19 protein-coding genes and 1 tRNA gene are annotated in these 17,041 nt (G+C 61.1%); 5 read left to right on the top strand and 15 right to left on the bottom strand.

Going from position 1 to position 17,041, the window contains the following annotated elements:
- Positions 1 to 4: 4 nt before the first annotated feature.
- From tolA to N430_RS16260, 12 genes are all read right to left on the bottom strand, one after another.
- Complete coding sequence (gene tolA, locus N430_RS16320) at positions 5 to 1,081, bottom strand: cell envelope integrity protein TolA (protein ID WP_110637198.1); 1,077 nt, start codon at positions 1,079 to 1,081, stop codon at positions 5 to 7.
- A complete protein-coding gene (tolR, locus tag N430_RS16315; RefSeq protein WP_008090221.1) occupies positions 1,081 to 1,533 on the bottom strand; it encodes a protein TolR in 453 nt (150 codons plus the stop codon). Before tolR ends, tolA begins: the two co-directional genes overlap by 1 nt.
- 14 nt (positions 1,534 to 1,547) lie before the next feature.
- Positions 1,548 to 2,243, bottom strand: a complete 696-nt coding sequence (tolQ, locus tag N430_RS16310; protein ID WP_110637200.1) for a protein TolQ — start codon at positions 2,241 to 2,243, stop codon at positions 1,548 to 1,550.
- Positions 2,244 to 2,245: 2 nt separating this feature from the next.
- Positions 2,246 to 2,698 carry a tol-pal system-associated acyl-CoA thioesterase gene (gene ybgC / locus N430_RS16305; protein ID WP_051099709.1) on the bottom strand — a complete coding sequence of 151 codons (453 nt, stop codon included), beginning with the start codon at positions 2,696 to 2,698 and terminating at the stop codon, positions 2,246 to 2,248.
- A gap of 125 nt (positions 2,699 to 2,823) precedes the next feature.
- Positions 2,824 to 3,870, bottom strand: coding sequence for a Holliday junction branch migration DNA helicase RuvB (gene ruvB, locus N430_RS16300; protein ID WP_110637202.1), 1,047 nt, complete (start codon positions 3,868 to 3,870; stop codon positions 2,824 to 2,826).
- Positions 3,867 to 4,484 carry a Holliday junction branch migration protein RuvA gene (gene ruvA / locus N430_RS16295; protein ID WP_110637204.1) on the bottom strand — a complete coding sequence of 206 codons (618 nt, stop codon included), beginning with the start codon at positions 4,482 to 4,484 and terminating at the stop codon, positions 3,867 to 3,869. Before ruvA ends, ruvB begins: the two co-directional genes overlap by 4 nt.
- A gap of 109 nt (positions 4,485 to 4,593) precedes the next feature.
- Positions 4,594 to 5,118, bottom strand: coding sequence for a crossover junction endodeoxyribonuclease RuvC (gene ruvC, locus N430_RS16290; RefSeq protein WP_060510186.1), 525 nt, complete (start codon positions 5,116 to 5,118; stop codon positions 4,594 to 4,596).
- Positions 5,119 to 5,258: 140 nt separating this feature from the next.
- Positions 5,259 to 6,005 (bottom strand): YebC/PmpR family DNA-binding transcriptional regulator, encoded by a 747-nt coding sequence (locus N430_RS16280; protein WP_027919958.1) that lies wholly within the window; start codon positions 6,003 to 6,005, stop codon positions 5,259 to 5,261.
- A 109-nt stretch (positions 6,006 to 6,114) separates the two neighbouring features.
- The gene (aspS, locus tag N430_RS16275; RefSeq protein WP_110637206.1) at positions 6,115 to 7,890 is read right to left on the bottom strand and encodes an aspartate--tRNA ligase; all 1,776 of its coding nucleotides are present in this window, start codon (positions 7,888 to 7,890) and stop codon (positions 6,115 to 6,117) included.
- 94 nt (positions 7,891 to 7,984) lie between these two features.
- Entirely contained in the window at positions 7,985 to 8,206 is a 222-nt protein-coding gene (locus N430_RS16270; protein ID WP_027919960.1) for an FmdB family zinc ribbon protein, read from the bottom strand.
- Between the two features lie 92 nt (positions 8,207 to 8,298).
- Entirely contained in the window at positions 8,299 to 8,625 is a 327-nt protein-coding gene (locus N430_RS16265) for a ribbon-helix-helix domain-containing protein (protein ID WP_085675670.1), read from the bottom strand.
- A 150-nt stretch (positions 8,626 to 8,775) separates the two neighbouring features.
- Positions 8,776 to 9,249 (bottom strand): Dps family protein, encoded by a 474-nt coding sequence (locus tag N430_RS16260; RefSeq protein ID WP_110637208.1) that lies wholly within the window; start codon positions 9,247 to 9,249, stop codon positions 8,776 to 8,778.
- Between the two features lie 277 nt (positions 9,250 to 9,526).
- Between N430_RS16260 and N430_RS29845 the strand changes: the two genes are divergently transcribed.
- Positions 9,527 to 10,120, top strand: a complete 594-nt coding sequence (locus N430_RS29845; RefSeq protein ID WP_110637210.1) for a cold shock domain-containing protein — start codon at positions 9,527 to 9,529, stop codon at positions 10,118 to 10,120.
- A 39-nt stretch (positions 10,121 to 10,159) separates the two neighbouring features.
- Here the strand turns inward: N430_RS29845 and N430_RS16250 are convergent, their stop codons facing one another.
- Complete coding sequence (locus N430_RS16250) at positions 10,160 to 10,366, bottom strand: SlyX family protein (protein ID WP_110637212.1); 207 nt, start codon at positions 10,364 to 10,366, stop codon at positions 10,160 to 10,162.
- A 1-nt stretch (position 10,367) separates the two neighbouring features.
- Complete coding sequence (locus tag N430_RS16245; RefSeq protein WP_110637214.1) at positions 10,368 to 10,787, bottom strand: HIT domain-containing protein; 420 nt, start codon at positions 10,785 to 10,787, stop codon at positions 10,368 to 10,370.
- Positions 10,788 to 11,527: 740 nt separating this feature from the next.
- Between N430_RS16245 and N430_RS16240 the strand changes: the two genes are divergently transcribed.
- From N430_RS16240 to N430_RS16230, 3 genes are all read left to right on the top strand, one after another.
- Positions 11,528 to 12,802, top strand: coding sequence for an OprD family porin (locus tag N430_RS16240; protein ID WP_110637216.1), 1,275 nt, complete (start codon positions 11,528 to 11,530; stop codon positions 12,800 to 12,802).
- Between the two features lie 160 nt (positions 12,803 to 12,962).
- Positions 12,963 to 14,678 (top strand): proline--tRNA ligase, encoded by a 1,716-nt coding sequence (locus N430_RS16235; RefSeq protein ID WP_110637218.1) that lies wholly within the window; start codon positions 12,963 to 12,965, stop codon positions 14,676 to 14,678.
- Positions 14,679 to 14,698: 20 nt separating this feature from the next.
- Positions 14,699 to 15,652 carry a hypothetical protein gene (locus N430_RS16230; protein ID WP_110637220.1) on the top strand — a complete coding sequence of 318 codons (954 nt, stop codon included), beginning with the start codon at positions 14,699 to 14,701 and terminating at the stop codon, positions 15,650 to 15,652.
- A gap of 33 nt (positions 15,653 to 15,685) precedes the next feature.
- Here the strand turns inward: N430_RS16230 and dinB are convergent, their stop codons facing one another.
- Positions 15,686 to 16,744 (bottom strand): DNA polymerase IV, encoded by a 1,059-nt coding sequence (gene dinB / locus N430_RS16225; RefSeq protein WP_165837361.1) that lies wholly within the window; start codon positions 16,742 to 16,744, stop codon positions 15,686 to 15,688.
- A gap of 208 nt (positions 16,745 to 16,952) precedes the next feature.
- Here dinB and N430_RS16220 point away from each other — a divergent pair.
- Positions 16,953 to 17,029: transfer RNA gene (locus tag N430_RS16220), tRNA-Met, on the top strand.
- Positions 17,030 to 17,041 lie beyond the last annotated feature (12 nt).

The following is a 17,041-nucleotide window of genomic DNA, read 5'->3' as shown; positions in this document are numbered from 1 at the left end:
TTAATCACAACGCTAGATCCTCAGGTGTAAATGTCATCTTGAACGAACGATAACGATTGAAATCGCTCGGCTTCATACCCTGCATCTCGGTCAAACGACCAATGTTCTTCACAGCAGCCACCGCAGAACTGTCGAACGGACCATCGCCACTGGACTTGATCACGCTGACACCGGTGACGGTACCATCCGGCAACATGTTGACCTGCAGGGTCACCGTCATGCCTTTACGCGCGGAAGGCGGACGTGCCCAGCCCTCGGCCGCGCGCATACGGATCAGGTCGTCGAAGTCGCCGGCCACCTGGTCACCCTGCTCGTCAGCCAGGGCCTGCTGCCGCTCGGTGGTGTCGGACAACAACTCGGCCAGGGCCTGAGCTTTCTTGTCTTCCGCCGATTTGCGGGCCGCTTCCTGTGCCTTCTTCTTCTGAGCATCTGCAGCGGCCTTTTTCTTGGCCTCTTCAGCTGCCTTCTTCTTCGCTTCCTCGGCCGCCGCTTTCTTCTTGGCGTCCTCGGCTGCTTTCTTCTTCGCGTCCTCGGCGGCCTGCTTCTTGGCCTCCTCGGCTGCTTTCTTCTTGGCTTCTTCCTCGGCCTGCTTTTTCGCCTCTTCCTCGGCCTTCTTCTTGGCGATGTCGGCCTGTTGCTTCTCGGCGGCCTTCTTCGCCTCTTCGGCTTTCTTGGACTCGGCGGCTTTCTTGGCTTCGGCAGCTTTCGCAGCTTCCTCGGCCTTTTTGGCTTCGGCGGCTTCGCGTGCTTCTTCAGCCTTTTGAGCGGCGTCGGCTTTCTTTTGTTCCGCGGCCTTGATGGCCTCCTGCTCGACCTTCTTCTGCTCCAGCTGCTCGACTTCGGTCTGGCGCGAGGCGGTTTTCTTCGCTTCCCCGGCAATCTTCTGATTGGTCTGGGTGGTCGCCTGGCTCTTGGACTTGAGCTGATACAGGGTAGCCTGAACGATCGGCTTGGAAGGCGGCAGTTCAGGCGTCATGGCAAAGCTGACGAACAGCAGGGCGAACACCAGCACATGCAGGCCGATGGCCCAGACAGTGGGCCAGAAGTAGCTTTCCGAGGCGGATGGCTCTCGCTGTTGCATCAGGGCGCCTCGGTAATCAGACCAACGTTACCGACACCGGCCTTCTGCAACCCGCCCATGGCGCCCATGACGGCGCCGTAGTCGACAGCCTTGTCGCCACGAATGAAGACCTGGGTCTGCTTGCCCTGGTCGCGACCCGCGGCAATGATCTTGGTCACTGCGCTGGTCATGTCCGGCAAGGTCATGGCCTTGTCCATCTGCTTGTCGGTATCGACTTCGCTGCCGAGGTTCCAGTAGTAGGTCTTGTCGGCCTTGATGGAGATGGTGAGGATCTGGACGTTGTTGTCCTGCGGCAAGGCTTCGCTGGAAACCTTGGGCAGGTCGACCTTCACGCCCTGGTTGAGCATGGGCGCCGTCACCATGAAGATGACCAGCAGCACCAGCATCACGTCGATGTAGGGCACCACGTTCATCTCGGCGACGGGCTTGCGTTTGTGGCGAACTCGGGCCATGGGCTTCTACCTGATTACTCTTCGCTGGTGTGCACTTTGCGGTGCAGGATCGCCTGGAACTCGTCGGCGAAGGTGTAGTAACGGCCGATCAGCACTTCGCTGCGCGCCGCGAAACGGTTGTAGGCAATAACCGCCGGAATGGCCGCGAACAGGCCGATGGCCGTGGCGACCAGCGCCTCGGCGATACCCGGGGCCACGGTGGCCAGGGTGGCCTGCTGGGCACTGGCCAGGCCGCGGAACGAGTTCATGATGCCCCACACGGTACCGAACAGGCCGATGTACGGGCTGGTCGAACCGACGGTGGCGAGGAACGGCAGGCTCTGCTCGAGCTTTTCTTCTTCACGCGAGATGGCCACGCGCATGGCACGGGCCACGCCTTCCATGACCGCGTCCGGGTCGACGCCCGGCTGCTGGCGCAGGCGCGAGAATTCCTTGAAGCCGGCACGGAAGACCTGCTCGACACCGGAATCCGGGTCCGGGTTGCTGCCTGCCTGACGGTACAGCTTGGACAGGTCGATACCCGACCAGAAGCGCTCCTCAAAGGCATCCAGCGCACGACGACCGGCGCGCAGCAGGGTGCTGCGCTGGAAGATCATGATCCATGAGGTGACCGAGGCGGCCACCAGGGTCAGCATTACCAGCTGTACCACCACGCTGGCATTGCTGACCAGACTCCACATGGAGGTATGGTCGACGACGTTAGCTTCCACGCTTATTCTCCTGCGTTCGATTGATTACCCGAGCCGTCCGCCGCAAAGGCGTCGCGCAGCTGGGGGGGTATGGCTCGGGGTTTGAAAGTGTCGGCGCGCACGGCGGCCACCAGGAACTGCCCTTCGCAGAGCAGCGTTTCATCTTTTTCCCGCCAGACCTGCTGCACGAAGCGCAGGCTGGCGCGATTGAGTTCAAGTACTTGCGCGGTGACCCTCAGCTCGTCGTCCAGGCGTGCCGGCGCGTGATAGCGGGCTTCGCTGGAATGAACCACGAACAGCAGGTTGTCCTCGGCCAGCTGCGACTGGGAAAAGCCCAGATGCCGCAGGCGCTCGGTGCGCGCGCGCTCCATGAATTTCAGGTAATTGACGTAATACACCACGCCACCGGCATCGGTATCCTCGTAATAGACGCGACAACGGTGTGCGAACGGTTCCAGGCCATTTTGCGCGCGCATACTCTAGTGCTTACTCCTCAGCTTGCCAATCCGCTGCGGCAACTGTTTTTTCTTCATTAATGTCGAATTGCCAGCGCGCCATCGGCATGCCAGCGGTAGGACCACGAAAAGTCGGTTTTGATCTGTCATTCATCGCCTGGCTCGGAAAATTCACCTGCGCCTCCCAGGCTGCCAGGCACATTCAAGCCAAAGTGCAGGTAGGCATGCCGAGTGACCACACGGCCGCGCGGCGTGCGCATGATGTAACCCTGCTGGATCAGGTAGGGCTCGAGCACATCCTCGATGGTGTGGCGCTCTTCACTGATGGCTGCCGCCAGGTTATCCACGCCCACCGGGCCACCGTCGAACTTTTCGATCATGGTCAGCAACAGGCGGCGGTCGGAATGGTCGAAACCGCGCTCATCGACATCCAGCAGGTTCAGCGCCATGTCCGCTACAGCCTTGGTGATCTGGCCCTTGCCGCGCACCTCGGCGTAGTCGCGCACCCGGCGCAGCAGGCGGTTGGCGATCCGGGGCGTGCCACGGGCGCGACGGGCGATCTCATAGGCGCCCTGCTCTTCGATGGCCAGGCCAAGGATGCCGGCCGAGCGGCTGACGATGGTCGAAAGGTCCTTGTCGCTGTAGAACTCCAGGCGCTGGACGATACCGAAACGGTCACGCAAGGGGTTGGTGAGCATACCGGCGCGAGTGGTGGCGCCCACCAGGGTGAAGGGCGGCAGGTCGAGCTTGATCGACCGGGCCGCAGGGCCTTCGCCGATCATGATGTCGAGCTGGAAGTCTTCCATGGCCGGATACAGGACTTCCTCGACCACTGGTGACAGGCGGTGAATTTCGTCGATGAACAGCACATCGTGCGGTTCGAGGTTGGTCAACATCGCTGCCAGGTCGCCCGGCCGCTCAAGGATCGGCCCCGAGGTGCTCTTGACCGATACGCCCATCTCCTGGGCGATGATATTGGCCAGGGTGGTCTTGCCCAGCCCGGGCGGGCCGAAGATCAGCGTGTGGTCGAGCGACTCGCCGCGACCGCGTGCCGCCTGGATGAACAGCGCCATCTGCTCGCGCACCACCGGCTGGCCGATGTACTCGTCCAGGCGCAACGGGCGGATCGCACGGTCCTGGACTTCTTCACGGTCGCGGCCACTGGCGGCGATCAGACGGTCGGCTTCGATCACTTGGTAATCATCCCTTTAAGGCTGCGACGAATGAGTTCCTCGCTGCTCAGGCCGGCCTTGTCCTTGATTGCGGCAATGGCCTTGCTCGCTTCCTGCGGCTTGTAGCCCAGGGACACCAGGGCGCTGACCGCATCGGCCTCGGCGGAAGACTCGCTGGCCAACGGCAGCGGGCCATCGGAAACCAGGGTAAACATGGCCGGAGAGGTTTCCCAGGCTTTGAAGCGATCCTTCAGTTCGACCAACAGGCGCTCGGCAGTTTTCTTGCCAACGCCAGGCACGCGCACCAGAACCGCAGCATCCTGAGCCTGCACGCAGCGCACCAGCTCGTCCACCTCCAGGCCGGACATCAGCGCCAGCGCCAGCTTGGGGCCCACGCCATTCAGACGGATCAGTTCGCGGAACAGCTCGCGCTCGCGCTTTTCGGCAAAGCCGTAAAGCAGATGGGCGTCTTCGCGCACCACCAGATGGGTGTGCACGGTCACCGGCTCGCCGACCTTGGGCAAGCGGTAAAGGGTGGTCATCGGCACTTCCAGCTCGTAGCCCACGCCGTTGACGTCGATAATCAGGTGCGGCGGCTGTTTTTCCGCCAGGGTGCCGCGCAAACGTCCAATCACGTTCCGATCCTTCCTCTCGGGGAGCCGGTCGAAGACCGCTCAACCCTATCAGCAAATTCAACGGGTGAACGTTTCACCCGGACAAAATGTGTATCAGCGCATGAAGCGCTTACAGACGCAAGCGCCCGCCGCGCCGCCGTGCCGTAGCCAGGCCGTGGGGCACCAGGCTGGAGCGGGTGTGGGCATGACACAGGGCGATGGCCAAAGCGTCCGAGGCATCGATCTGTGGCTTCTGGGTCAGCTTGAGCAGGTGCATGACCATCAGCATCACCTGCTCTTTATTCGCCCCGCCGCTGCCGGCGACGGCCTGCTTGACCTGGCTGGCGCTGTATTCGGCGATTTCCAGGCCGGCTTCAGCGGCAGCAACGATAGCTGCACCGCGAGCCTGGCCCAGTTTGAGCGCAGAATCGGCGTTGCGCGCCATGAACACCCGCTCGATGCCCATGGTCACCGGGCCGTGCTGGGCGATGATCTCGCTGACACCGCGAAAAACAATCTGCAACCGCTCAGGCAGCTCACCGCTGCCGGTACGGATACAGCCCGACGCCACGTACTCGCAACCACGGGCGGTCTGGCGGACCACACCGTAGCCGGTGATGCGCGAGCCGGGGTCGATACCAAGAATCAGAGTCATAGCGCCTGCATGTTCAAAATGTACCGGCCTATTCGCGGGCAAGCCCGCTCCCACAGGAAGCGCATCAAACCCGAGCCTGATGCAATACCTATGGGAGCGGGCTTGCCCGCGAACAGGCCTTCAAGGCCAACGGAAGAACCTTAGCCGAGTTTTTCCATGATCTCGTCGGAGATCTGCGCATTGGAGTAGACGTTCTGCACGTCGTCCAGGTCTTCGAGCATGTCGATCAGCTTGAGCACCTTCTCGGCGCCCTCCTGGTCCAGTTCGGCGCTGGTAGTCGGCTGCATGACGATTTCCGCGTCGGCGGCCTTGAAGCCTGCCTCTTCCAGCGCGTTACGCACGGCGTAGAAGCTGTTGAACGAGGTGAACACCTCGAACGAACCATCGTCGTTGGCCACCACGTCGTCGGCATCGGCCTCCATCGCGGCTTCCATCAGGGCATCTTCGTCGATGCCTGGGGCGAAGCTGATCTGGCCCTTGCGCTCGAACAGGTAGGCGACCGAGCCGTCGGTACCGAGGTTGCCGCCACACTTGGTGAAGGCATGGCGCACGGCGGCGGCGGTCCGGTTGCGGTTGTCGGTCATGGCCTCGACCATGATCGCCACGCCACCCGGGCCATAGCCTTCGTAGCTGAGCTCTTCGACGTTGTCGCTTTCGTTGGTGCCGGCACCACGGGCCACGGCGCGATCGATGATGTCACGGCTCATGTTGGCGCCCAGGGCCTTGTCCAGCGCCAGGCGCAGGCGCGGGTTGGAGCCTGGGTCGGCACCACCTTGCTTGGCAGCGACGGTCAGCTCACGGATCCACTTGGTGAAGATCTTGCCTCTCTTGGCATCCTGGCGCTCTTTGCGGTGCTTGATGTTCGCCCACTTGGAATGACCAGCCATAACGACTCCGAATCCTTGAAACAGAAACAGGTTCCGCCCCGAAGGGCGGAACGTGGGAATACTGCGCCGAAGCGCCGGGGCGCACCCGCCGGGATGCGCCCGGGGCCGATTACTCGACCTTGGTCTGCTCGCGCAGACGGATGTGCAGCTCGCGCAGGGCCTTGGCATCGACCATGCCAGGGGCCTGGGTCATGACGCACGCAGCGCTCTGGGTTTTCGGGAACGCGATCACTTCACGGATCGACTGGGCGCCGGTCATCAGCATGACCAAACGGTCCAGGCCGAAGGCCAGGCCACCGTGAGGCGGTGCACCGAACTTCAGGGCGTCGAGCAGGAAGCCGAACTTCTCTTCCTGTTCCGCAGCCTCGATACCCAGCAGGCGGAATACCGCTTGCTGCATTTCCTTGCGGTGGATACGGATCGAACCACCACCCAACTCGGTACCGTTCAGCACCATGTCATAGGCACGGGACAGCGCGGTGGCCGGATTGGCCTCCAGCTCTTCCGGAGTGCACTTCGGCGCGGTGAACGGGTGGTGCAGCGCAGTGAAGCTGCCGTCTTCGTTCTCTTCGAACATCGGGAAGTCGACGACCCACATCGGCGCCCACTCGCAGGTCAGCAGCTCGAAGTCGTGACCCAGACGGATACGCAGCGCGCCCAGGGCCTCGCTGACAACCTTGAACTTGTCGGCACCGAAGAACACGATGTCACCGTCGACAGCGCCTACGCGGTCGAGGATGTTGTTGAGGTTGGCCTCAGGGATGTTCTTGACGATCGGCGACTGCAGGCCTTCGACGCCTTTGGCGCGCTCGTTGACCTTGATGTAGGCCAGGCCCTTGGCACCGTAGATGCCGACGAACTTGGTGTACTCGTCGATCTTGCTGCGCGGCATGCTGGCGCCGCCTGGCAGGCGCAGGGCGGTAACGCGGCACTTCGGATCGTTGGCCGGGCCGGCGAAGACCTTGAAGTCGACATCCTTCAGCTGGTCGGCAACGTCGACCAGTTCCAGCGGAATACGCAGGTCAGGCTTGTCGGAACCGTAGCGGCGCATGGCCTCTTCGAAGGTCATGTGCGGGAATTCGCCGAATTCCAGGTCCAGCACTTCCTTGAACAGCTTGCGGATCATGCTCTCGGTGAGGCCCATGATCTCGGCTTCGTCGAGGAAGCTGGTCTCGATGTCGATCTGGGTGAATTCCGGCTGGCGGTCAGCACGCAGGTCTTCGTCGCGGAAGCACTTGGCGATCTGGTAGTAGCGGTCGAAACCGGCAACCATCAGCAGTTGCTTGAACAGCTGAGGCGACTGAGGCAAGGCGAAGAAGCTGCCCGCGTGGGTACGGCTCGGCACCAGATAGTCACGCGCACCCTCTGGGGTGGCACGGGTGAGGATCGGGGTTTCGACGTCGAGGAAGCCGTTTTCATCGAGGAAACGACGGATGCTGCTGGTGATGCGCGAACGCAGGCGCAGCTTGTCGGCCATTTCTGGGCGACGCAGGTCGATGAAGCGGTAGCGCAGGCGGGTTTCCTCGCCGACGTCGGAGTACTCGTTCAGCGGGAACGGCGGGGTTTCCGCTTCGTTCAGCACGTTCAGCTGGTAGCCGAGGATCTCGATGGCACCGGACGCCATGTTGGCGTTCACTGCGCCGTCCGGGCGCTTGCGCACCTTGCCGGTGATCTGCACGACGTACTCGCTGCGCACGCGGTCAGCGGCGGCGAAGGTTTCGGCGCGATCCGGGTCGAACACGACCTGGGCCATGCCTTCGCGGTCACGGATGTCGAGGAAGATCACCCCGCCGTGGTCGCGGCGACGATGGACCCAGCCGCAAAGGGTGACTTCCTGGCCGTCCAGGCTCTCGTTCAGTTGGCCGCAATAATGGCTGCGCATCATGATGGTGGTTTCGCTTCTCGTGATTCGTGTATTCGTTGGAGGCCTTGGCCGCCCGGAGGGCTAATACTGCAAGACCCGGCTACTGCAATTCAACTCAGTCGGCCTTGTCGCCGCCTGCCAGGTTCTTTTTCGCCCCGGTCTTGAAGTCGGTTTCGTACCAGCCGTTGCCACTCAGGCGAAAACCGGGGACCGACAGCAGTTTCTTCAATGCCGGCGCCTGACAGGCCGGGCAGTCGGTCAGCGGCGCGGCGCTGATCTTCTGCAGCGCCTCCATCCGGTGATCGCAGGAAGCACATTGATAGTCATAAAGGGGCATGAACGTCTCTCGTCAACCACAACGCTGGCTGCCGGGGCAGCAAAAAGCGGGATTATATATGGTTAACCGACACTGCGCAGCCCGCCGGGCGATCAGCGTGCACTCGGTGGATCGCGCAACCAGGCGACACAGATCACCCGGATCAACCCGCTGAAGTTGCGCACGCCCCCCTGGCGCAGGTGCACTTCGCGATCGACATATGACAACACGGCACTGACTGAGCACTGATTCGCTGCGGCTATCTGCTCGAGGATACCCCAATACACCGCCTCCAGGCGCAGGCAGGTGGAAAAACCGTTCAACCGCACCGAACGCGATACGGGCTGAGTCTGCAACATGTCGAAATCGGCCTTGAACGGGTCGATGCACTGCTTGCCAGGCCAGTGCCCCACCCTCACCGCACGCTTGATTGCTTGCATCGCGCCACTTCCTCAGTTCAATCAACTGGGGCCCAATAAAGCGCTGAGCGAGGCAGCCAAAGCAGCGGCAAAGCCTTCCTGTACAAACGAAAAGGCCCGACTGGAATGGGTTCAGCCGGGCCTTCAGACACGTCCTACACAATTAGCCGATCAATTACCGTCAAGCAACACCCGAAGCATCCAGGCTGTCTTTTCATGCACCTGCATGCGCTGGGTCAGCAGATCAGCGGTCGGCTCATCGCTGACTTTGTCCACCACCGGGAAGATGCTGCGGGCAGTGCGCACCACGGCCTCTTGACCCTGTACCAGCTGTCGGATCATTTCATCGGCATGCGGCACACCCTCTTCCTCCTTGATCGAGGAGTGCCGTGCATAGAAGGCGTACGAACCTGGCGCCGGGAAGCCCAGCGCGCGGATCCGCTCGGCGATCGAGTCGACTGCCAGCGCCAGTTCGTTGTACTGCTCCTCGAACATCAGGTGCAGGGTGCGGAACGACGGACCGGTGACGTTCCAGTGGAAGTTATGGGTTTTCAGATACAGCACGTAGGTATCCGACAACAGGCGGGAAAGCCCTTCGACGATGGATTTGCGATCTTCTTCACTGATACCGATATCGATTGCCATGAAGTTCCCCTTTCCATAAGGCTTGATGATCAAGCGGGCCCTACACACTGTATCAACACCTGGCGCAACGCGCCCATGACACAGGGCAACCCATTGGCACCTGCCGCCTGCGGTTTGAGAAGCCACCGCCTTTGCTGTTAAATAGGCACGGTGCCACCCGTGCAGACTGTCATTGCCGGGTGCATAGGCTGGCCTCCACGTGTTCGCGCTTTACACCTCATGCGCACCGTGCCGCCAGCTCTTCCTGTGATCGGCCTTATCAACTGTGAGCCAACCCATGTTCAAGATCGTCCATCTGGTGACGGGCGTTGCGGCTTTGCTGCTATCGCTCATGCCCAGCCTCAAACCCGACGCAACACCCTTCCTGCAGCAACCCGACGCGGTCTACCTGGCCCTGCTGGGTCTGCTCAACCTGCTGCTTGCCCCGGTCGTGCCGCTGTATTACCGCGGCGCGCGGCAACAGCTGCAATACCTGGCTTGCGCCCTGCTGGTGGTGGCCGTGGTCCTGCAGACCCTGACCCTGCTGGCACGCCCGGAAATGGGCAACCTGGCGGCGCTGGTCTGCGCCGCACTGGCCGTCACCCTGCACCTGGTGGCTGGCTTCGCCCGCAGCAGCAAGAAGGCGCGCGCCAGCCAAGGTGCGCCACTGGAAGCCAGCAAGCGCGATACCGGCACCGTGAAGTGGTTCAACACCTCCAAGGGCTTCGGTTTCATTTCCCGCGACTCGGGCGACGACATCTTCGTCCACTTCCGCGCGATCCGCGGCGAGGGCCATCGCATCCTGGTCGAAGGCCAGCGCGTGGAATTTTCGGTGATGCACCGTGACAAAGGCCTGCAGGCCGAAGACGTGGTCGCGGTAAACCGCCGTTGACCCTGCGCCGCCCTGGGGCAAGCCCAGGGCGGCCACTCATCAATAATGAGGTGGCGGCGCCTCTTCTCCTTCACTGCCGTACTGCCCTACCATCTCTTCATAACGCTTGATCAGCTCGGCCATCTGCAGTTGCAGACGCTCGATGACCCGTCCCTGCTCGACCACCACATCATTCAGCGCCTGGATCGTGTCATCCTGGAACGCCTGACGGGTTTCCAGCTCGATGATGCGCAACTCTGCCGACATGTCAGGCCTCCTGGTAATCGTGGTTCAGCAGCGCACGCAGACGCTGACGAATGGCATCCACCTGCTCTGGCGCATACCCGACAGCCGGCACCTTGCCCCAGACCGGTGCGGGCCACGCTGCATCGCCGTGATGGCGGACGATGACATGCATGTGCAGCTGGCTGACAACGTTACCCAGGGTGGCAACATTCATCTTGTCAGCCGCGAACTCGCGTTTGAGCGCTTCGGCCAGGTAGGTGGTTTCTTTCCACAGTTGCGCCTGGTCTTCCTGGCTCAGGTCGAACAACTCGCTCACCCCTGCGCGCTTGGGCACCAGGATGAACCACGGGTAATTGGCATCCTTGCTGAGCAGCAGACGGCACAGCGGAAAGTCACCCAACACCAGGGAGTCCTGCTGCAAACGAGAATCCATATCAAACACGATTAATCTCCAACAAGTAAGCCTATGCGCCAAGGATACTCTGCTTCGCCCGCTCCAGCATGCTGCCAGACGCGTAACTGCACGCTTTAAGCCCATGAATCTTCATGACTTGCACAACGGCGGTAACACAGCGCTACTTTTCGCACCAAAATGAGGCCACAAAAGTGTGCGGCACTACGCTTCTACCCACATCAATGACTCAGGATCAACAGTTGTCGGTAACACGTTGACTTTTATGGCAGCTTTTTCTTTTAGCCTGTGCATTGAAGTTGGCACACCATCAGACAACTCCCGCCCCGTGTTTTCGGCACTTTCCAAGCTCTGGCAGCAGCCTTTGTGAAAATTTCATGAACCGTTGTTAATTTTGAGCACGCTTGTTGCATTCTCTTCACGCCAAGTCGGCACGACACCTGCATTGACCGGTGACGCGACAAATAACAACAGCGAGTTTGGGTACACCAGGGAGTTTCCATAGCCAGAATCTGTAGTTACAGAATCGTTACGGCAGTGGAACAGCGCTGGCGTTGTACGACCCGGTTAATCGGGACGTGATTTGCGACATGGAAATACCTAAAAGCGACATGGCCATAAAGTTCCCGAAAGGATGATTTTTGCCATATCGCCAACAACAGTCAGCGTGCTATACATTTCCGCCGACATAACAAGAAAGAGCTGCCCCATATAACTAAAAGACTTGGGCGCAGCGGTACTCTTCCTAAAAACCAAAGGAGCAAATCACGATGCGCGTGATGAAGTGGAGCATGATCGCCCTGGCCGTTGCGGCAGGGACCTCGCAGATGGCCGTTGCCTCGTCCCAGGACGATTCCAAGGGTTTCCTCGAAGACAGCAAGCTGAACGTCAAGACTCGCATGCTGTACTTCAGCCGCGACTTCCGTAACAACGAGCCAGGCACCCAGAGCCGCGTAGAAGAAACTGGCCTCGGCTTCCTCGGCACTTACGAGTCGGGCTTCACCCAGGGCGTTATCGGCGTAGGCGTCGATGCCATCGGCATGCTCGGCGTGAAACTGGACAGCGGCAAGGGTCGCCACAGCACCGGTCAGTTCCCGACTGACGCTGACGGCCGTGCGCAGGACGAGTTCTCCGAAGGCGGTGGTGCGGTCAAACTGCGCATGTCCGATACCGTACTGAAAGTCGGCGACCAATTCACCGCCATGCCAGTGTTCGCGACCGATGACAGCCGCCTGCTGCCAGAAGTAGCCCAAGGCGCGCTGATCACCAGCAACGAAATCAAGGGCCTGACCCTGAACGCCGGTCGCTTCACCGCGCTGAACGCCCAGTCCCAGACCTTCCATGACAGCCTGCACCTGAAAGAGGCAGACGTTATCGGTGGCACCTACGCCTTCACCGACAACCTGTCCACCAGCCTGTACTACTCGAAGGTCGAAGACTACTGGCGCAAGTACTATGCCAACGTCAACTGGGCACTGCCGCTCTCGGACAAACAAGGTCTGGTGTTCGACTTCAACATCTATGACACCAAGAGCGATGGCCAAGGCCTGCAGCGCGCCGAGAAAGATGGCGTGACCAAGCTCGACAACCAGGCCTACAGCCTGTCGGGCGCCTACAACATCGGCGCTCACACCTTCACCCTGGCCTACCAGAAGGTCCACGGTGACGGTGACTACGGTTACGGCGTGGACGGTGGCGGTACCATCTTCCTGGCCAACTCCGTGGCCCGTTCCGACTTCAACGCTGAAGACGAGAAATCCTGGCAGGCTCGCTACGACCTGAACTTCGCCGAGTTCGGCGTACCAGGCTTGACCTTCATGACCCGTTACGTGCGTGGTAGCGATGCCAACACCGGTTCCACCAGCAATGGCAAGGAATGGGAACGCGACGTAGACGTCAAGTACGTACTGCAGGAAGGCCCGGCCAAAGACCTGAGCTTCCGCGTGCGTCAGGCCACCTACCGCTCCAGCGATGGCGTGTACTACGGTTCGAGCTCGATCGACGAACTGCGCCTGATCGTCGAGTACCCGCTGAGCATCCTGTAAGCCTGGCTTATAGTGCCCCGCACCTGAAAAAGCCCGGCACACTTGCCGGGCTTTTTCTTGGCTGACAACTGCCACGCCCTGGGGCATTCTGTACGCCTTCGTTTCGCCCCCGTACAATGCGGGGCTATTTCAACGTCTTAGGCAATCGACACGGCTAACCATGCGCACCAGTCAATATTTGCTCGCCACCCAGAAAGAAACCCCTGCCGACGCAGTGGTCATCAGCCATCAGCTCATGCTGCGTGCCGGCATGATCCGCAAACTGGCCTCCGGCCTGTACACCTGGCTGCCGATGGGCCTGCGGGTGATGCGCAAGGTCGAAAACGTTGTGCGCGAGGAAATGAACGCCGCCGGCGCCCTGGAAGTGCTGATGCCCAGCATCCAGCCTGCCGAGCTGTGGCAGGAATCCGGCCGCTGGGAACAGTACGGCCCTGAACTGCTGCGCCTGAAAGACCGCCACCAGCGCGACTTCTGCGTCGGCCCGACCCACGAAGAAGTGATCACCGACCTGGCCCGCAACGAGCTGTCCAGCTATAAACAGCTGCCGCTCAACATGTACCAGATCCAGACCAAATTCCGTGACGAGATTCGCCCACGCTTCGGCCTGATGCGCGGCCGCGAATTCATCATGAAGGACGCCTACTCCTTCCATGCCGACCAGGCTTCCCTGCAGGAAACCTACGACCGCATGCACCAGGCGTACACCAACGTCTTCACCCGCCTGGGCCTGGACTTCCGCCCAGTGCAGGCCGATACCGGCTCCATCGGTGGCAGCTACTCCCACGAATTCCACGTCCTGGCCGAGTCGGGCGAAGACGACGTGATCTTCAGCGACAGCTCCGATTACGCCGCCAACATCGAGAAGGCCGAAGCCATCCCGCGTGAAACCGTGCGTCCTGCTCCTACCGAGGAACTGCGCCTGGTCGACACCCCGGAAGCCAAGACCATCGCCCAACTGGTGGAAAACCACGGCCTGGCGATCGAAAAGACCGTCAAGACCCTGATCGTGCGCGGCGCCGAAGAAGGCAAGCTGGTCGCCCTGATCGTCCGCGGCGACCACGAGCTCAACGAAATCAAGGCCGCCAAGCTGGAACAGGTTGCCGACCCACTGGTCATGGCCACCGACGCCGAACTGCGCGAGGCCATTGGTGCCGGTGCCGGCTCGCTCGGCCCGCTGAACCTGCCACTGGAAATCGTGATCGACCGCTCGGTCGCCCTGATGAGCGACTTCGGCATCGGCGCCAACATCGACGACAAGCACTACTTCGGCGTGAACTGGGAGCGTGACCTGCCGGTTCCACAAGTCGCCGACCTGCGTAATGTCGTCGAAGGTGACCCAAGCCCGGACGGCCAGGGTACCCTGGTGATCAAGCGCGGCATCGAAGTTGGCCATATCTTCCAGCTCGGTACCAAGTACAGCGAGGCACTCAAGTGCCAGGTACTGGGTGAGAACGGCAAGCCGGTAGTCCTGTCCATGGGCTGCTACGGCATTGGCGTGTCCCGTGTGGTCGCCGCCGCCATCGAGCAGAGCTACGACGACAAAGGCATCATCTGGAACGACGCCCTGGCACCGTTCCAGATCGCCCTGGTACCTCTGCGTTACGAAACCGAAGTCGTCCGCGAAGCAACCGACAAGCTGTACGCCGAACTGACCGCGGCCGGCTACGAGGTGCTGCTGGACGACCGCGACAAGAAGACCAGCCCCGGCATCAAGTTCGCCGACATGGAGCTGATCGGCATTCCACACCGCATCGTCGTCAGCGACCGCGGCCTGGCCGACGGCAACCTGGAGTACAAGCACCGCACCGAGTCGGAAGCTCACCCGCTGCCGCTCAATGAAGTGCTGACCTTCCTGCAGGCCCGCGTTCGCCGCTGATAATCAATGCACGAGTAATCATGTCCAAGCGAAGTACCTTTACCCTGGGGGGCGCCACACTGTGTGGCGCCTTGCTCGCCAGCGGTTGCGCCAACCAGATGTCCCAGCGCAGCGATCATGAGGAGCGTGTCGAGCGCAAGTTGCTCGAACACACCTTGCAGATCGATGTTGGCGAGCCGAAGGTGATGGAGCTTCCGCAACGGCGTGTGCGCATCCACGAGCAGAAGCGTTTCGAGGTCACCGAATACGAGGTCACCCGCCGCTACGACCGCTACACCCCGTATCAACCGTGGCGGGAAATCTACGAGATCCCGCTGGGTGCGGTAGCCGTAGTGGCCGGGATTGGCGCCAACGTGGTCAACGTGTTCGCCCTCGGCAACCTGCCGCAGAGCATGACTCACGACTGGCTGAGCTATGGCATGGATGGCCTCAACCCGTTCATGAACACGCCGTCCAATGGCCGCGCCCAGCAGAACCTGGCGGGCATCAGCGAAGTGCAGAAGGACAAGCGCGAGGAGCTCACCAGCGTGCCCTGGAGCGAGCGGCTGGTCGAAGTCAAGGCGGGCAAGATGACCCACGAACTGACTACCGACAGGAACGGCGTGCTGCGCCTGAACCTGCTGGACAGCCCGTTCTCGGAGCAGCACCTGAACCACGTCGGCACCTTGCACCTGCAAGTGGTCGATGAGGACAACGCGGTGCGTGGCGATGCCAGCCTGCTGGTCAGCGCTACCTTGCGCAACAAGCTGCGCGAAGCCCATGAGCTGATCTTCGATGACCTCGAGGATGATGATGTCGGCCAGTGGGTACACCGGGTCAAGCGCTTGTCCGAGCTGGGCCTGGAAGAAGAAGCCAGCGAGATGGAGCAGAGCCTGGTCGAGCTGACACGTAACGATCCTGAGCTGCAACAGGAGTTCCTGTCAGCACTGACCAAGGCCACTGGTCGGTTGGTCGCTGATCCAGGCGTGCAGTAACTATAAAGAAGGGGCCGTTTTTACGGCCCCTCTTTAATTGCCTGGGAACAGCTCCAGTTGTTCATGCGCCCCGCGCAAATCCCGCAGCCTCACCCCCACTCCCAGCAAGCGCACCGGCTTGCCACCTCGGGCGAACGCCTGGCGTAGCAACTGACGGTAACTTTCCAGGTCCCTGCCCGCCCCTGCCTGCTCCATGGTGGTCTGGCTGAAGTCATGGAACTTGACCTTGACGAACGGCTTGTCCGGTCGGTAACTGCTGTCCATGCGGGCAATCCGCTCGTTGAGGCTTTCGAGTAGCTCAGGCAACCGCTCGAGGCAACTGGCCAGGTCTGGCAGGTCGTTGTCGTAGGTGTTTTCCACGCTGACCGACTGCCTGCGGCTATCGTTGTGCACCGCACGCTCGTCAATCCCTCGCGCCAACCCCCAGAGCCGCTCGCCAAAACTGCCGAATTCACGTGCCAGCGCCAGCCGCGACCACTCACGCAAGTCAAGACAGGTGTCGATACCCAAGCGGTTCAACTTGTCGGCAGTCACCTTGCCGACTCCATGCAATTTGGCCACCGGCAAGGCAGCCACGAAGGCTTCGACCTGCTCCGGGGTAATAACGAAGATGCCATTGGGCTTACGCCAGTCGCTGGCGATCTTGGCCAGGAACTTGTTCGGGGCCACCCCTGCAGAAACGGTTATATGCAAAGTGCGGGCGACCCGTCGGCGAATGTCCTCGGCGATTCGCGTGGCACTGCCGGCATACCACTGGCTTTCACTGACATCCAGGTACGCCTCATCCAGCGACAACGGCTCGATCAGCTCGGTGTAGTCGCGAAAAATGGCGTGAATCTCGCGAGAAGCTTCCCGGTAGGCCTCGAAGCGCGGCTTGACGATTTCCAGGTCCGGGCACAGCTTGAGGGCATGCCGGGATGACATGGCTGAACGCACGCCATAGGCTCGCGCTTCATAATTGCAGGTGGCAATCACCCCGCGACGGTCAGGCGAACCGCCCACCGCCATGGGGCGACCGGCCAGGCGCGGGTCGTCACGCATCTCGATGGCGGCGTAAAAACAATCGCAGTCGATGTGGATGATCTTGCGCAAAGACATTGATGACGGCCACCACTGTAAATTCATACAGATAGTAGCGCATGCCGCTGACGCTGAGACAGCCTGCTTCGATAATCGGCTTGAAAGCCCCGTCGCGCCTGAGCCGCAGCCAGGCATGGACGCTAAGGGATTGAACGAAAAAGGGTTTTCTACAATATCGCTTGACATGGGCAAGGAAATCCGTAGAATTCGATCTCACAGGCGCGGGATGGAGCAGCCTGGTAGCTCGTCGGGCTCATAACCCGAAGGTCGTCGGTTCAAATCCGGCTCCCGCAACCAGATTCGAGAAAA

It is taken from the genome of Pseudomonas sp. CC120222-01a (genome assembly GCF_003097235.1).
Classification (GTDB): domain Bacteria; phylum Pseudomonadota; class Gammaproteobacteria; order Pseudomonadales; family Pseudomonadaceae; genus Aquipseudomonas.
This window is presented reverse-complemented; position numbering and strand designations above follow the sequence as displayed.

Bases quoted from the DNA above. Each gene is read 5' to 3' on its own strand.
- N430_RS16235 (WP_110637218.1), top strand. From the start codon at position 12,963: ATGCGCACCAGTCAATATTTGCTCGCCACCCAGAAAGAAACCCCTGCC.
- N430_RS16240 (WP_110637216.1), top strand. From the start codon at position 11,528: ATGCGCGTGATGAAGTGGAGCATGATCGCCCTGGCCGTTGCGGCAGGG.
- N430_RS16250 (WP_110637212.1), bottom strand. From the start codon at position 10,366: ATGTCGGCAGAGTTGCGCATCATCGAGCTGGAAACCCGTCAGGCGTTC.
- tolA (WP_110637198.1), bottom strand. From the start codon at position 1,081: ATGCAACAGCGAGAGCCATCCGCCTCGGAAAGCTACTTCTGGCCCACT.
- N430_RS29845 (WP_110637210.1), top strand. From the start codon at position 9,527: ATGTTCAAGATCGTCCATCTGGTGACGGGCGTTGCGGCTTTGCTGCTA.
- aspS (WP_110637206.1), bottom strand. From the start codon at position 7,890: ATGATGCGCAGCCATTATTGCGGCCAACTGAACGAGAGCCTGGACGGC.
- N430_RS16280 (WP_027919958.1), bottom strand. From the start codon at position 6,005: ATGGCTGGTCATTCCAAGTGGGCGAACATCAAGCACCGCAAAGAGCGC.
- tolR (WP_008090221.1), bottom strand. From the start codon at position 1,533: ATGGCCCGAGTTCGCCACAAACGCAAGCCCGTCGCCGAGATGAACGTG.
- ybgC (WP_051099709.1), bottom strand. From the start codon at position 2,698: ATGCGCGCGCAAAATGGCCTGGAACCGTTCGCACACCGTTGTCGCGTC.
- N430_RS16260 (WP_110637208.1), bottom strand. From the start codon at position 9,249: ATGGCAATCGATATCGGTATCAGTGAAGAAGATCGCAAATCCATCGTC.
- N430_RS16270 (WP_027919960.1), bottom strand. From the start codon at position 8,206: ATGCCCCTTTATGACTATCAATGTGCTTCCTGCGATCACCGGATGGAG.
- N430_RS16265 (WP_085675670.1), bottom strand. From the start codon at position 8,625: ATGCAAGCAATCAAGCGTGCGGTGAGGGTGGGGCACTGGCCTGGCAAG.
- N430_RS16230 (WP_110637220.1), top strand. From the start codon at position 14,699: ATGTCCAAGCGAAGTACCTTTACCCTGGGGGGCGCCACACTGTGTGGC.
- ruvC (WP_060510186.1), bottom strand. From the start codon at position 5,118: ATGACTCTGATTCTTGGTATCGACCCCGGCTCGCGCATCACCGGCTAC.